A 14,345-nucleotide genomic window follows, 5' to 3' on the forward strand; every position below is an offset into this window, starting at 1 on the left:
CGGGGGAGTGCCGGGCGAAGTCCGACCGACCGGCGGAACCGGGAGGACCCGTCCGTGACCACCACCGAGCGAGCGCCCGACCGCACGCCCGACCGCGCCTCGGTCCGGTACGGCAGCGAGGGGCGCGACCCGCGGCCCGACGAGCGGTCCGGCGGCGACTGGAACGAGCGGCTGGCGCTGCGCAACTGGAGCCTGCCGGTCAAGCTCGCCGCCGTCCTGCTGGTCCCCACGCTGTTCGTGGTGGTCCTGGGCGTGCTGCGCATCGTCGAGCAGACCGACGAGGCGGCGTCCTACGACAGCGTCCAGCAGGCGGTGTCGCTGGAGGACCGCACGTCGCAGGTCCTCGACGACCTCGCGGCCGAGCGCTCCGCGGCCGCGGTCTACGTGGCCTCCGGACGCGCGGGCGGGTCGGGGCCGGTCGAGGAGCGCATCGGCATCACCCGCGACGCGGTCTCGGAGCTGCGGCGCGCGGCCGGCGGCGCGGACTCGCTCGACCAGCAGACCATCACCTCCTTCGACCAGGCCGACGGCGAGCTCGACCAGCTCGACCGGCTGCGCGACGACGTCGTCGACGGCCGGGTGGACGCCGCCGGCGCGATCGCCCGCTACACCGAGACCGTCGACACCCTCGAGGTGTTCGACCGCTCGCTCTCCCGCGAGGCCGCCGACCCCAGCGTCGCCGGGCTGTCGTCCGGGCTCTACTCGCTGTCGGTGGTGCGCGAGGAGGACGCCTACGTCCAGGCCGTCGTCGCCGCCGGCATCGCCGCGGGGCGCATCGACGCGCCGTCGATCGACCAGGCGCGCAACGCCACGCTGCGCCGCTCGATCGCCGTCGACGACTTCCGGTCCGCGGTCGGCAGCGCCGACGCCGGCCTCGCCGACGCCGTCGTCGGCCCGGACGTGGACAACCGCGACCTGCTGGCGCAGGTCGTGCTCGGGCGCGGTGCCGCCGGCCTGCCGCTGCAGGTGTCGGGGCCCGACTGGGAGCGCGCGTCCGGCGCGGTCGAGGACCGGGTCGGCGGCGTGGCCGAGCAGCTGCGCGGCCAGCTCCAGGGCCAGGCCTCCACGCTGCAGCAGGACGCCCGCAACGGGGCCGGCATCTCGTCGGTGATCCTGCTGCTCGCCCTGCTGGCCGGCGCCGCGGTGGTCTTCTTCGTCACCCGCTCGCTGCTGCGCCCGCTGCGCCTGCTGCGCCGCACCGCCCTCGACGTCGCCGAGCGCCGCCTCCCGCAGGCCGTGCGCAGCCTGCGCGAGGGCGAGGCCCCCGACACCACGATCGTCCCGACGCCGATCACCACCCGCGAGGAGATCGGCCAGGTCGCGCGCGCGTTCGACCAGGTGCACGAGCAGGCGGTACGCCTGGCCGCCGAGCAGGCCGGTCTCCGGACGGCGTTCAACTCGATCTTCATCAACCTGTCGCGGCGCTCGCAGGCGCTGGTCGAGCGCCAGCTGCGGCTCATCGAGCAGCTGGAGAACTCCGAGGAGGACCCGGAGGCGCTCTCCAACCTCTTCCAGCTCGACCACCTCGCGACGCGCATGCGCCGCAACTCCGAGAACCTGCTCGTGCTCTCGGGCACCGACCTCTCGCGGCGCGGCAGCAAGCCGGTGCCGCTGGTCGACGTGCTGCGCGCGGCCGCGTCCGAGGTCGAGCAGTACCCGCGCATCGACCTCGCCCCGCCGCCCCAGGCCCAGCTGCTCGGGCGCACCGCCAACGACGTCGTGCACCTCGTCGCCGAGCTGCTCGAGAACGCCACCACGTTCTCCGCGCCGGACACCCGGGTGCAGGTCCGGGCCACGCAGAACGCCGACGGCAGCGTCCTCGTCGAGATCGTCGACGCCGGCGTGGGCATGAGCGAGGAGGACCTGCACGAGGCGAACACCAAGCTCGAGTCGCCGCCGACGGTCGACGTGTCGGCCTCGCGGCGGATGGGCCTGTTCGTGGTCGGCCGCCTGGCCACCCGCCACGGCATCGCCGTCTCGCTGCGCAACCGCGAGGAGGGCGGGGTCGTCGCGACGGCCCTCGTGCCCGCCACCGCGGTGCTCGCCGTCGTGCCCGACGGCGCGCCGGCGGTGCCCGGCGGTCGGCCGCGCGTCCCCGAGCAGGGGCGCACCGGCACCGGCCTGCCGCAGCGGGGGCAGCGTCCCCCGGGCGCGGGCTCGTTCTTCTCGCCCGGCGTCGACCCGGAGGCCGGGTCCGACGAGGGCGCGCGCCCGTCGCTGCCGCGCCGCGGGGCGACCAACGGGGCGCGCAACGGCCACGGGATCCCCGGCGGCCAGGGCTCCAGAGGTCCCGGACGCCCGCGCCATCCGGAGCAGGGCCCGCCGCGCGGTCCCGAGGGCGCGCCCGCCGAGGCCCCGACCGCGTCCGCGCCCGAGGCGGCCCCCGAGGACGAGGCACCGGAGCAGGGCGAGGGCAGCCGTCACGGCATGGTCGGCGGCACCGCGGCCGCGGGGTCGGCGGCGCTGATCGGCGCGGCCGCGGCCCGCCGGCGGCGCCCGCGCGACGGGGACGACGAGGACGCCCCGGTCGACGACCGCGAGGCGGTCGAGGAGGCCGACGAGGTCCCCGAGCAGGCACCCGCCGAGGGCGCCGGCGAGGACGACCCCGAGCCCTCCGGGCGCCACGTCCTGCGTCCCACCGGCCCGCCGCCCGGACCGCCGCCGCAGCAGCAGCCGCAGCAGCAGCAGCGTCCCGGCGCGCCGGTCGGACTGCAGGGCGGTCCCACGGGGCCCGGTGGTCCGGGTGGCCCCGGCGGTCAGGGCGGTCCCGGCTGGGGGCCGCCGCCCGGCGGCCGTCCCGGGGGTCCGCCTCCCGGCTGGCGCGGTCCCGGTGCCCCGGCGGGTCCCCCGCCCGGGCGCGGACCCGGTGGCCCGCAGGGCCCCGCCGGCCCGCCCCGCGGCCCCGCCGCCGGCCCGCCGATGTGGAACGGCGCCCCCGTCGTCCCGCCGCCCGGCGGGCCGATGCCCCCGGCCACGGACGACGCCGGAGCGGCGGCGCGCGAGGACGCGCCGGAGGAGGTCCCCGCCGACGCCGTCGAGCCCGCCGACCTCACCGAGGGCACCGACATCCCCGACATCCCCGACGTCGGCGACCAGGTGACCGGCGACCGCGACCACGACCGGGTCACGCCCGGCACGGCCGGTGTGGCGATCCCGGCCGAGCCGGAGCCGCCCGCGGAGACGCCGGCGCAGGACACGGCCGCGCCGCTGCCGACCCGCGAGCCCGGCACCACGCGGCGGGGCACGTTCCCGCTGCGGCCCCGGGTCGTCCAGACCCAGCCCCGCCCGGCCGAGCCGGAGCCGGCCGCCACGGAGGCCCAGGAGGCGCCGGAGGCGCCGGAGACCCCGGCGTCCGACGAGCCGGTCGCCGGCAGTGCCGACACCGTGATCGCCCCCGCGGTCGGCGCCGACCCCCTGCCGGACCCCGACCCGGAGGCCGAGGACGCCGAGGCGCCCGAGGCGGCGGCCCCGGACGCCCCCGAGAGCGAGCCCCTGGAGCGGCGCTCGCCGGGGCGGCGGCTGCCGCCCAGCGGGGTGCCCTTCGCGCCCGGTCTGGCCCCGCGCCTGCGCCCGCGCCGTCCCACCGGCAGCCCGGCCGACGAGGCTCCGGAGCCGGCGGAGGCGCCGGGCCGGGTCGACGAGCCCGTCGCCCCGGCGGTGTCCGAGCAGGCCCCCGAGCAGGCCCCCGAGGACGTCGAGCCCCCCGCCACCCCGGCCACCCCGGCCGGCGACGGCCCGGCAGATGGCCCCGCGGACGTCCCGCCGGCCACCGGCGGGCTCCCGCGGCGCGCGCCGCGCCAGCCCGTCGGATCGCCGGCCCCCACGTCCGACGGCGGCCTCCTGTTCGACCCGGCCCCGGCGGCGAACGGCAGCAACGGGAGCAACGGGCACACCGGCAACGGCGGGTCCCGTCCCGGCCGCGCGGCGCCCGAGCGGCTGCCGACGCGGGCAGGCACGCCGCAGCGCGAGCGGACGCCGATCTACGACGAGGTCGCGTCGGCGTGGTTCCGCGAGGCGCCGCCGGCGGCGGGACCCGACGAGGCCGAGTGGGCCTCCAGCTCGGGCGACGAGGGCTGGCGCGCCGCGGCCGCCACCGCGGACGCGCTCGACGCCGGCACGGGCGAGGGCACCACGGAGGCGGGGCTGCCCCGCCGCCGGCCGCGGGCGCACCTCGTGCCCGGCGCCGCGCGTCCCGCGCCCCCCAGCGAGGGGCCCGCGATCCCGCGGCGCAGTGCCGAGGCGATCCGCGGTCGTCTCGCGAGCTACCAGCAGGGCGTGACGGACGGGCGCACCACGCGGCGTGCCCGGCCGGCCGACACCGTGGGCGAGCCCGACGCGCGCCCCGGGGATGAGGAGGAGCAGTGACCGGAGCCCAGTCGCAGCCGAGCCGCTTCGGCTGGTTGGTCTCGAACTTCGCCGAGCGGGTGCCCGGGGTGGCCCACGCGGTCGTCGTGTCGGCCGACGGGCTGCTGCTGACCGCGTCCAGCCGGCTGCCGCGCGACCGCGCGGACCAGCTCGCCGCGGTGGCGTCGGGACTGATCAGCCTCACGCAGGGCGCCGCTCGCTGCTTCGAGGCCGGCGAGGTCGTGCAGACGGTGGTGGAGATGGAGCGCGGCATCGTGCTCCTCATGTCCATCAGCGACGGCTCGTGCCTGGCCACCCTCGCCGCCCCGAACTGCGACATCGGGCTGGTCGGGTACGAGATGACGTTGCTGGTCGACCGTGTCGGCCAGCTGCTGACCCCCGAGCTCCGCGCCGAGCTGCAGGGGTCGGCGGTGCGATGACCGCGTCGAGGGGGTGACCACCCGTGAGCGATGAGCCCGGCGAGTCCTTCGCCGACGTCCTCAACGGGATCAGCGGCGCGCCGCGCCCGAAGGGCGAGCGGCGCGGGCTGTTCCGGCGCCGGCGCGCGGGCGACGCCCCCGAGACGCCGGCGACCCCGGACGACGGCGCGGGCCCCGGCCCGGACCCCGACGGCACCGAGGGCTTCCTCGCCGCGGACGGCCACCTCGACGGCGAGGGCGCTGAGGGCGCGCACGCCCTGGCGCCCGGGGAGCCCCGGACCGCGCCCTACGGCGTCCCCCGGTCCGGGCCGCCGCGGCACGAGCTCGCCGAGCCCGAGTCGCCGGCCGAGCGCGACGAGGACGTCGCGATCGTCCGGCCCTACGCCTGGACCGGCGGGCGCACCCGCCCGGTCTACGACCTCGCCGTCGAGACCCTCGTCTCGGTCGGCACCCCGGGCCGCGATCCGTCGCGCATCCCGCGGTACGAGCACCGCGCCGTGGCCGAGCTGTGCCGCGAGCCCCGATCGGTCGCGGAGGTGGCCGCGTTGCTGACGCTGCCGCTGGGCGTGGCCCGGGTGCTCATCGGCGACATGGCCTCCCAGGGCACCGTCGTGGTGCACCAGACCGCCTCGACCTCGGGCGACGTCCCGGACCGGGCGCTGATGGAAAGGGTGTTGAGTGGACTTCGACGGCTCTGACCCGGTCGTGGCCGATCCTGTCCCGACCACCACCTCCGCCAAGATCGTCGTGGCCGGCGGGTTCGGGGTCGGCAAGACGACGTTCGTGGGCTCGGTCTCGGAGATCGACCCGCTGACCACCGAGGCCGTGATGACCGACGCCAGCGCGGGCGTCGACGACCTCTCGGCGGTGCCGAACAAGCGCACCACCACGGTCGCCATGGACTTCGGGCGCGTGTCGCTCGACTCCGACCTGATCCTCTACCTGTTCGGCACGCCCGGGCAGGACCGGTTCTGGTTCATGTGGGACGACCTCGTGCGCGGCGCGATCGGCGCCGTGGTCCTCGCCGACACCCGCCGCCTCGCCGACTGCTTCGCCGCGGTCGACTTCTTCGAGGACCGGCGCCTGCCCTACGTCCTCGGCGTCAACCTCTTCGACGGGCAGCTGCGCCACGACCTCGAGGACGTCCGCGAGGCGCTGGCCATCGACCCCGCCGTGCCGGTGCTGACGGTGGACGCCCGCGACCGCGAGTCGACCAAGCACGCGCTCATCGCGCTCGTGGAGCACGCGATGCAGGTCTGGGCGGTCGGCGCCCGGGCGTGATCTCGGCTCGCCCCCGCGCTGCGCCATCTGCGCGCGCCCTCCCGGAACGAACGGCGCTCTCGCTGCTTCCGAAGCATCGAGAGCGCCGTTCGTTCGTCCGGGGTGGCGAGCTAGCGGTCGGCGAGCACGCTCACCGAGGTGATGCGGTGCAGCGCGAACGACAGCGGGGCAGCGCCGATGGTCGAGCCGTTGGTGTCGCCGTCGTCCTCGGTGCCCTCGACACCCTCCAGCACCCCGCCGCCGACGCGCAGGGGGCGCACGACGCGCTGGGACGCCGTGCCGTGGGCGTCGACGTAGCCGATCCACACGCTGCGCCCGGTGCGGGCGGCCTCGGCCAGGACAGCTACCGTCGCCGACGTCGCCGAGCGCCCGGACCCCGCGCCGGTGGTGCGGCCCCGTGACGCCGTCGCCGCGCGGTCGCCGGCACGCATCTGGGCGACGAGCGCGGTGACCTGGTCCCCCGAGAGCGTCGGCGTGGTGCCGTGCGCGCGCTCGGGGCGGCGGGCGGGGGTGCGCCGGCCGCGGGGGCGCAGGTCGAGCACCCCGCCGACGTCGTCCTCGGCCACCGGCGAGAGCCCGGCGGCGCGCAGGGCCTCGAGCACGTCGGCGAGCGGCTGCGGGCTGACGATCACGGTGGGCGCGATGCGGCGCAGCTCGAGACGCTCGGCCTCGGGGTGGGCGAGCACCTCGGCGACCAGCGCCTCGTCCTCGGAGCGCAGGAACGACGCCGCCGCCCCGCCGCGCAGGCGTCCGTGGCGGCGGGCGACGTCGTCGACCATGTAGGTCAGGCCCTGGGGCACCGGGGTGGCCGAGCGGGTGGCGAACAGCTCGTGCAGGTCGCCGGCCGTCTGCCCGAGATCGAGCGCCCTGCGCACGGTGGCCTCGCTGATGCGGTACACCGTGGCGCTGCCCGCGGACTCGACGTCGGCGACGCGGTCGAGCGCCATGGCCAGCTCGGGCTCGAGGCGCCCCGGGGCGATCGCGGTGAGGTCGGCCTGCAGGAGCACGTGGTCCACGGGGTCGGGCAGGGCGCGGCGCAGCGCGGCGGCCGCGGCGCCGTCCGGGTCGTCGCCGGGGCCGCGGGCGACGATGAGCAGCTCGCGGGTGGCCGAGGTGATCGCGTCGTGCGCGACGAGCCCGAGCGTCGTCGCCTCGCGCAGCACCGTGCGGACCATCTCGTCGCGCTGGCGCCCGCCCTTGCGCGGCGCGCGCCACGCCAGCGAGGCGACGAGGTCGTCGGTGCTGGGCGGGCCGTCGCCGTCGTCGAACTCGCGCAGCCGGTCGAGCACGCGGCGGCGCAGCGCGGGCGCCCAGGGCCGGCGCGCCTCGTCGGACAGCGGGCCGATGAGCTTGTCGCCCACGTCGCGCGCACCCACGAGCGACGGGGCGCGCGGGGTGTCCAGCCAGCCGCGGGCCAGCGCGACCCAGCGCAGGTCCGGCCCGGAGGCGAGCCAGCGGTCGACGGTGACGGTCGGCGTCCAGGCCGGGTCGGCGCCCTCCGAGACGGCGATCAGCCCGGCCCCGGCGAGCACCTCGACGAGCAGCGCCGCGCCGGCCTCGTCGAGACCCAGGTCGCGGGCGACGCGGCGCAGGTCGCGCACGCCGAGCCCGCCCGAGCGCAGCACCGCGGGCGGGCGCGCCGACCACGCGGTGAGCACGGCCTCCGCGCGGCGCGTGAGCTCCAGGACCTCGCCGGCGGCGGTGGCGTCGACGTCGGCGGGCGTGTGCCGCCGCGGCGGGGGCATGGGGTCGGTGGTCGGGACGTCTCCCAGGGGGCGGTCGCCCCGCACCCCGAGGGCGGCCTCGCGGGTGAGCTCGACGGTCTCCAGGTCGATGCGGACCAGCAGGCCCGCGGCCAGCAGCCGCCCGACCGGCCCATCGTCGACTCCCTGGGCGCGGCTGCGCCCCACCGGACCGTCGGCGGCCAGCGCCTCGACCACCCCGCGCTCGTCGGCGGCCAGCGCGTCGACGACCGCGGCGGGGTCGTCGGCGGTGGCGATCGCGGAGAACTCGGGGGCGGGCCGGCCGAGGCCGCCGGGGTAGCGCACGGAGACGTCGCGCAGCGCGGGGACGGCGCGCAGGCCCGTGGTGGCGTCCGGGTCGGCGCGCGGCAGCGTCGTGGCCACGGTGGAGCCGTCGGGCCAGACGAGCGCCCGCTCCTGGAGCCGGGCGAGCGCCGCGCGGCCGTCGGCGACGCGGTCGGCGCCGAGCAGCGCGAGCACGTCGCCGACCGCCACCGCGGCCTCGTCGGCGCGCACCACGAGCAGCGCGTCGACCACCTGCAGGGTGAAGGCGTCGAGGTCCTCGCAGACGCGGCCGACCGACATCCGCACGCTCGCCCGCGTGGCCACCACCCCGGTGTCGGCGGGGGCCGGCAGCGCCAGGTCCGGGCGCGCGCGCAGCAGCGCCCCCAGGGTGTCGTCGTCCTGGGCGCGCAGGTGCTCGAGGAGGGTCCGGCCGGACATCGGCTCCCACGGTAGTCGGGGACCGGCGCGGGCACCCCCGAGGTGCGGCAGACTGGAGCCCCGCCGACCGGGCGGGGTGGGATGCGGGAGGAGCCGGGCATGGCCGACCACGACGAGGGCCGCGAGCAGTCGAGCGAGACGCCGCGCCAGGACCCCTGGTGGCCGGAGGTCGACGGCGGCCACCCGATCACCGAGCTCATGGCACCCACGCAGGGCTCCCCGTCGCCGTACGGCGAGACCGAGTTCCCGCTCCCGGCCGACCAGCTCGGCTACGAGCACCCGGTCACCGAGATCAACCGCTGACCACCGTCCGGGTCGCCGGCCTCCTGCTCGCCGCCGGCGGCGGCACGCGGATGGGCCGGCCCAAGGCCGCCGTCGAGCTCGACGGCGAGCCGCTCGTGGTCCGGGCCGTACGCGCGCTGACCGAGGCGGGGGCCGACCCCGTCGTGGTGGTGCTCGGCGCCGGCCTGCCCGACGCCGCCGCGCTGCTGCCCGCGGGTACGCGGTGGGTGCCGGCGCCGGGGTGGGACACCGAGGGCCAGGCGGCGTCGCTGCGGGCGGGGCTCGACGCGCTCGCCGGGACGGACGCCGACGCGGCGCTCGTCGCGCTGGTCGACACCCCGGGCATCGGGCCCGCGGCGCTCGCCCGGGTGGCCGCGCACGCGACCGGCCCGGACGCCCTGGCCCGCGGCGGGGTGGACGGACGCGCGGGCCACCCGGTGCTGCTCGGGCGGGCGCACTGGGACGCGGTGCGCGCGGCCGCCCACGGGGACGCGGGGGCCCGCGGGTTCCTGCGGGGCCGCGACGATGTGACCGTGGTGGAGATCGGCGACGTCGCGGTCGGCGACGACCTCGACACCCCCGAGGACGTGCAGCGCTGGACCCATCGGAAGGAGGCGCGACGGTGACCGTCCCCGGACCCGGTTACGCGATCACGGCACGTGTCGAGGCCCCGGCGAGCGCGACCGCGGCGGGCGACCTCGCCGTCGCCGTCGGGCGCGTCGGCGGGGTGATGACGGCGTTCGACGTCGTGGAGTCCCGCGCCGAATCGATCATCATCGACATCAGCTGCAACGCGCTGTCCGAGGAGCACGCGGAGCAGATCACCGACGCCCTCGGCGGCCTCGACGGCGTACGGGTGCGCAACGTCTCCGACCGCACGTTCCTCATCCACCTCGGCGGCAAGATCGAGGTGACGCCGAAGGTCGGCCTGCGCACCCGCGAGGACCTCTCCCGCGCCTACACGCCGGGCGTCGCCCGCGTCTGCCAGGCCATCGCCCGGCGGCCCGAGGACGCACGCAGCCTGACGATCAAGCGCAACACGGTCGCCGTGGTCACCGACGGCTCCGCCGTGCTCGGGCTGGGCAACCTCGGCGCGGCCGCGGCCATGCCGGTGATGGAGGGCAAGGCGGCGCTGTTCAAGCGCTTCGCCGGCGTCGACGCGTGGCCGGTGTGTCTGGACACCCAGGACACCGAGGAGATCATCCGCACCGTGCAGGTCCTCGCCCCGGTGTACGGCGGCATCAACCTCGAGGACATCGCCGCGCCCCGCTGCTTCGAGATCGAGGAGCGGCTGCGCGACCTGCTCGACATCCCCGTCTTCCACGACGACCAGCACGGCACCGCCGTCGTCGTCCTCGGCGCGCTGCGCAACGCCCTGCGCGTGGTGGACAAGGAGATGAACGACTGCCGGATCGTGGTCTGCGGGGTCGGCGCGGCCGGCTCGGCGATCATCCGGCTGCTGCTGCCGCTGGCGCCCGCCGACCTCATCGCGGTCGACGTCGACGGCGTGATCCACCCCGACCGCCCGGGCCTGCACCCGAGCCTGGAGTGGGTGGCCGAGCAGACCAACCACGAGCGCCGCACCGGCACGCTGCGCGACGCGATGCCCGGCGCCGACGTGTTCATCGGGGTGTCGGCGCCGAACCTGCTGCACGAGGCGGACGTCGCGGGGATGGCCGACCGCGCCGTGGTGTTCGCGCTGGCCAACCCCGACCCCGAGATCGACCCGTCGCTCGCCCAGCGCCACGCGGCGGTCGTCGCCACCGGGCGGTCGGACTACCCGAACCAGATCAACAACGTCCTGGCGTTCCCGGGAATCTTCCGCGGGCTGCTCGACGCCCAGGCCCGCGGCATCACCGACGACATGCTGCTCGCCGCCTCGGCCGCGATCGGGGACGTCGTCGCGGAGCCCAACCCGCTGTTCATCGTGCCCAGCGTCTTCGACGCCACGGTGGCCTCGGCGGTGGCGGGCGCGGTCCGCAAGGTCGTCGAGCGCGCCCGCGAGGAGGGCGCCACGGCGGTCGACGTCGGCGAGGCCCTGGCCCTGGGCGAGGAGACGGCGAAGGCGGTCGAGGGCGCGGATGAGTGAGCAGTCGGGTCTCACGCACGTCGACGCGACGGGCGCGGCGCGCATGGTCGACGTCGGCGACAAGGAGGTCACGCGCCGCACGGCGACGGCCACCGGCGTCGTGCGCACGACCGCCGAGGTCACCGCCGCCCTGCGCGACGACACCGTGCCCAAGGGCGACGCGCTGGGCGTCGCCCGGGTCGCGGGCATCATGGGGGCCAAGCGCACGCCCGACCTCGTGCCGCTGTGCCACCCGATCCCGCTGGCCGGGGTGACGGTGGACCTCGAGGTCGGCGACGACCACGTCGCGATCACCGCCACCGCCCGCAGCGCCGACCGCACCGGCGTCGAGATGGAGGCGCTGACGGCGGTGGCCGTCGCGGGGCTCACGCTGCACGACATGATCAAGGCACTGGACCCGGCGGCGACGCTGGACGCGGTGCGCCTCGAGCGCAAGGAAGGCGGACGCTCCGGTGTCTGGACCCGACCCGACGGCCGCTGACCCGACCCGGCGCGCGCGCGTCGTCACCGCGTCCAACCGCGCGTCGTCGGGCGTCTACACCGACCGCGGCGGGCCGATCATCGTGGAGTGGCTGCGCGGGCTGGGCTTCACCACGCCCGACCCGGTGGTCGTGCCCGACGGCGAGCCGGTGGCCGCGGCGCTGCGCGAGGCCGTCGCCGACGGGGCGCACGTCGTCGTCACCACCGGCGGCACCGGCATCGCCCCCACCGACGCGACGCCCGAGGCGACGCGGGCGGTCATCGACTACGAGGTGCCGGGGCTCGCCGACGCGGTGCGGCGGGCGGGCGCGGACAAGGTCCCGACGTCGGTGCTCTCACGTGGCGTCGCGGGCGTCGCGAAGCGCACCCTGGTGGTGAACCTGCCCGGCTCCCCGGGCGGGGTGCGCGACGGCCTGGCCGTGCTCGAGCCCGTGCTCGCCCACGCCGTCGACCAGATTCTCGGAGGGGACCACCAGTGAGCGCACCGGAGACCGCCCGCATCCTGCGCGCGACCGTCACCGAGGAGCCCCTCGACGTGGCCGAGCACGCGGCGCTCGTCGACGACGCCGCGGCGGGCGCGGTCGTCACGTTCGCGGGTGTGGTGCGCGACCACGACCACGGCCGCTCGGTGACCGCCCTGGACTACGAGGGCCACCCCAGCGCCGCCGCCGTCGTGGAGAAGGTGGCCGCCGACGTCGCGGCGAGCTTCCCCGGGGTGCGGGCGCTCGCGGTGACCCACCGCGTCGGCCCGCTCGGCATCGGTGACGTGGCGCTGGCCTGCGCCGTCGCCGGCGAGCACCGCCGCGAGGCGTTCGACGCCTGCAGCGAGCTCGTCGACGCCGTGAAGCGGGAGCTGCCGGTGTGGAAGCGCCAGGAGTTCACCGACGGCACCGAGGAATGGGTCAACTGCCCCTGAGCGGGCCCCTCCTCGCGCAGCGAAGGCGTCCCCGACTGCGTGGGACGCAGTCGAGGTGACCTTCGCTCCGCGCACCCGGCGCCGCGTCAGCCCATCGCCAGCGTCTGGCCCGGGAGGATGAGGTCCGGGTCTCCTGCGATGTCCGGGTTGGCCTGGGCCAGCGAGCGCCACGAGGCCCCGTGCGCCGCGGCGATCGAGCTGAGCGTGTCGCCGGCCTTCACCGTGTAGCTGCCCGCCGAGGACGACCCGGACGACCCGGTGTCGCGCACCGTCCGCGTCTCGGTGTCCTCGGACTCGTCGTCCTCAGAGGAAGAGGAAGACGACGACGACCCCGACGGCGCGCTGCCGTTGGGCGAGTCATCGGTCTGCCCGGTCTTGCGCGAGCACGTGGGCCAGGCGTTCATGCCCTGCTCCGCCTTGACGCGCTCGGCGACGCGGATCTGCTCCGCGCGCCCGGCCTCCTCGGGCTGGCCGCTGCCGCCGAAGGCGCGCCAGGTCGAGTCGGTGAACTGCAGGCCGCCACCGAAGCCGTTGCCGGTGTTGATGCCCCAGTCGCCGCCGCTCTCGCACTCGGCGAGGGCGTCCCAGTCGGTCTCGGCGTGCGCGACCGGGGCGGCGAGCAGGGCGGCGGGGATCACGGGCGCGCCGGCGGCGACGAGGGCGAGGCCCGCGCGGCCGAGGCGGCCGGGACGGCGGGGCGCGCGGTGGCGCCCGGAGCGGGCGGGGGTGGCCGAGGACAGCACAGTGTTCTCCACGGGCCGCGTCGCACCGCCGATCCGGGCCGTCGCGGTGGGGGAGCGGACGGCGCATCCGGTCGTCGGGTCCTGTCCGGGCACGTGCTCGGGGGAGCGGGGGCCCGCCGGACAGGACGCACGGGCTCCGGTCGGCACCGCCGTGCGGGCCGACGCGCCGAGGCTAGATCCGCGGCGAGGTCGCGACCGGTGGCTCTCAGCTTCGTGAGGAGACGAGGAGATCACGAACGGGTGACGAACGGGCAGCTCCGCGGTCTCGTCGTCACCGAGGGCGACTCATCCGCGGCGGACCGTGGCTGAGGAGGAGTGGCGCACGTCACTCCCACACACGGCGACCCCGGCTCCTCGGGGGCGGGAGCCGGGGTCGTCGCAGGCGTGCGGGGAGTGTCAGCCCACCTTGAGCTGCTGGCCCGGCGCGATGGTGTCCGGGTCGGCGAGGGCGTTGTTCTGCGTCAGCGACGCGACCGAGGTGCCGTGGGCGGCGGCGATCGCGCTCAGCGTGTCGCCGCTGGCCACCGTGTAGGCGGTGCCGGGGGCGGCGGGCTGGGCCGGGGTGGTCGCCGCGATGCCCTCGGTCTCGGCAGCCGAGTCGTCCGACGCCGAGGACGACGACTCCGAGGAGGCCTCGGACGCGCCGGAGTCCTCGCTGTTCGCGGAGCTGTCGGTGTTCCCGGTCTTCTTCGAGCACGTCGGCCAGGCACCCATGCCCTGCTCGGCCTTCACGCGCTCGGCGACCTGGATCTGCTCCGCGCGACCGGCGTCCTCCGGGTCACCGGAGCCACCGAACGCCTTCCAGGTGGAGTCGGTGAACTGCAGACCGCCACCGAACCCGTTGCCGGTGTTGATGTTCCAGTCGCCACCGCTCTCGCACTGGGCGAGCTCGTCCCAGTCGGTGTCGGCCGACGCGATCCCGGTGCTGAGCGCCAGCGGGGTCGCCGCCATCGCGCCGACCAGGAGGACCTGCGCCGCTCGCCGTCCGAGGGCGTGCGCCAGCGACTCTTCGGTGTTCCGAGCCATGACCTCTCTCCGTACCGCGCCGGGCGAGGTGAGCCGTGCGGGCGGGTCGACGGCCGGTTCCACGCGGCCTCACCGCCCGGGGTGCCGAGCACCCGGGGCCTCTGTCCTGCCACCCGTCCGGTCCGCAACTTTCGTCTCGGGTCACCCGGGGCCGCTGGACGGGTGTTCGGCGCGGCGACCCCGGGGGTGTCGGGCTCCCCGGACCGAGCCGGTCCGTCGGTGGAGCCGTTGGCGAAGGTACGGAGCGCACAACAGGTTTCAACCCGGGCTCCGTGCGAC

The 14,345-nt window shown here is 77.2% G+C and carries 13 protein-coding genes; 10 read left to right on the forward strand and 3 right to left on the reverse strand.

The features are described from left to right. The first annotated feature begins 54 nt into the window (after positions 1-54). Genes ACQPX6_RS05095 through ACQPX6_RS05110 form a run of 4 tightly spaced genes read left to right on the forward strand, consistent with a single transcriptional unit; the run spans position 55 to position 6,065 of the window. Positions 55-4,365 carry a nitrate- and nitrite sensing domain-containing protein gene (locus ACQPX6_RS05095; protein ID WP_433785893.1) on the forward strand — a complete coding sequence of 1,437 codons (4,311 nt, stop codon included), beginning with the start codon at positions 55-57 and terminating at the stop codon, positions 4,363-4,365. Beyond that, complete coding sequence (locus tag ACQPX6_RS05100; protein WP_433785894.1) at positions 4,362-4,784, forward strand: roadblock/LC7 domain-containing protein; 423 nt, start codon at positions 4,362-4,364, stop codon at positions 4,782-4,784. The genes ACQPX6_RS05095 and ACQPX6_RS05100 overlap by 4 nt, the downstream gene beginning before the upstream one ends. A gap of 23 nt (positions 4,785-4,807) precedes the next feature. Continuing rightward, positions 4,808-5,482 (forward strand): DUF742 domain-containing protein, encoded by a 675-nt coding sequence (locus tag ACQPX6_RS05105; protein ID WP_433785895.1) that lies wholly within the window; start codon positions 4,808-4,810, stop codon positions 5,480-5,482. Then, positions 5,463-6,065, forward strand: coding sequence for a GTP-binding protein (locus ACQPX6_RS05110; protein ID WP_433785896.1), 603 nt, complete (start codon positions 5,463-5,465; stop codon positions 6,063-6,065). The genes ACQPX6_RS05105 and ACQPX6_RS05110 overlap by 20 nt, the downstream gene beginning before the upstream one ends. Before the next feature lie 110 nt (positions 6,066-6,175). Here ACQPX6_RS05110 and ACQPX6_RS05115 read toward each other — a convergent pair whose 3' ends face one another. After that, entirely contained in the window at positions 6,176-8,530 is a 2,355-nt protein-coding gene (locus tag ACQPX6_RS05115) for a helicase-associated domain-containing protein (protein ID WP_433785898.1), read from the reverse strand. A 99-nt stretch (positions 8,531-8,629) separates the two neighbouring features. On the opposite strand from ACQPX6_RS05115, the gene ACQPX6_RS05120 reads away from it, so the two are divergent. The 6 genes from ACQPX6_RS05120 to ACQPX6_RS05145 are packed head-to-tail and all read left to right on the forward strand — an operon-like array spanning position 8,630 to position 12,297. Further along, positions 8,630-8,833, forward strand: coding sequence for a hypothetical protein (locus ACQPX6_RS05120; RefSeq protein WP_433785900.1), 204 nt, complete (start codon positions 8,630-8,632; stop codon positions 8,831-8,833). A 23-nt stretch (positions 8,834-8,856) separates the two neighbouring features. Continuing rightward, a complete protein-coding gene (locus ACQPX6_RS05125; RefSeq protein ID WP_433788193.1) occupies positions 8,857-9,438 on the forward strand; it encodes a nucleotidyltransferase family protein in 582 nt (193 codons plus the stop codon). Continuing rightward, positions 9,435-10,901: an NAD-dependent malic enzyme gene (locus ACQPX6_RS05130; protein WP_433785902.1), complete on the forward strand. Its 1,467-nt coding sequence runs from the start codon at positions 9,435-9,437 to the stop codon at positions 10,899-10,901. Before ACQPX6_RS05125 ends, ACQPX6_RS05130 begins: the two co-directional genes overlap by 4 nt. Continuing rightward, on the forward strand, positions 10,894-11,382 hold the full coding sequence (gene moaC, locus ACQPX6_RS05135) for a cyclic pyranopterin monophosphate synthase MoaC (protein WP_433785904.1): 489 nt from the start codon (positions 10,894-10,896) through the stop codon (positions 11,380-11,382). The genes ACQPX6_RS05130 and moaC overlap by 8 nt, the downstream gene beginning before the upstream one ends. Beyond that, positions 11,354-11,860, forward strand: coding sequence for a MogA/MoaB family molybdenum cofactor biosynthesis protein (locus ACQPX6_RS05140; RefSeq protein WP_433785906.1), 507 nt, complete (start codon positions 11,354-11,356; stop codon positions 11,858-11,860). Before moaC ends, ACQPX6_RS05140 begins: the two co-directional genes overlap by 29 nt. Continuing rightward, a complete protein-coding gene (locus ACQPX6_RS05145) occupies positions 11,857-12,297 on the forward strand; it encodes a molybdenum cofactor biosynthesis protein MoaE (protein WP_433785908.1) in 441 nt (146 codons plus the stop codon). The genes ACQPX6_RS05140 and ACQPX6_RS05145 overlap by 4 nt, the downstream gene beginning before the upstream one ends. 86 nt (positions 12,298-12,383) lie before the next feature. Here ACQPX6_RS05145 and ACQPX6_RS05150 read toward each other — a convergent pair whose 3' ends face one another. Then, positions 12,384-13,052, reverse strand: a complete 669-nt coding sequence (locus tag ACQPX6_RS05150; RefSeq protein ID WP_433785910.1) for a transglycosylase family protein — start codon at positions 13,050-13,052, stop codon at positions 12,384-12,386. A gap of 384 nt (positions 13,053-13,436) precedes the next feature. Then, positions 13,437-14,066 carry a transglycosylase family protein gene (locus ACQPX6_RS05155; protein ID WP_433785912.1) on the reverse strand — a complete coding sequence of 210 codons (630 nt, stop codon included), beginning with the start codon at positions 14,064-14,066 and terminating at the stop codon, positions 13,437-13,439. Between the last annotated feature and the right edge of the window lie 279 nt (positions 14,067-14,345).

The sequence above is a fragment of the Actinomycetospora sp. CA-101289 genome, assembly GCF_050955895.1.
In the GTDB taxonomy this organism is placed as follows: domain Bacteria; phylum Actinomycetota; class Actinomycetes; order Mycobacteriales; family Pseudonocardiaceae; genus Actinomycetospora.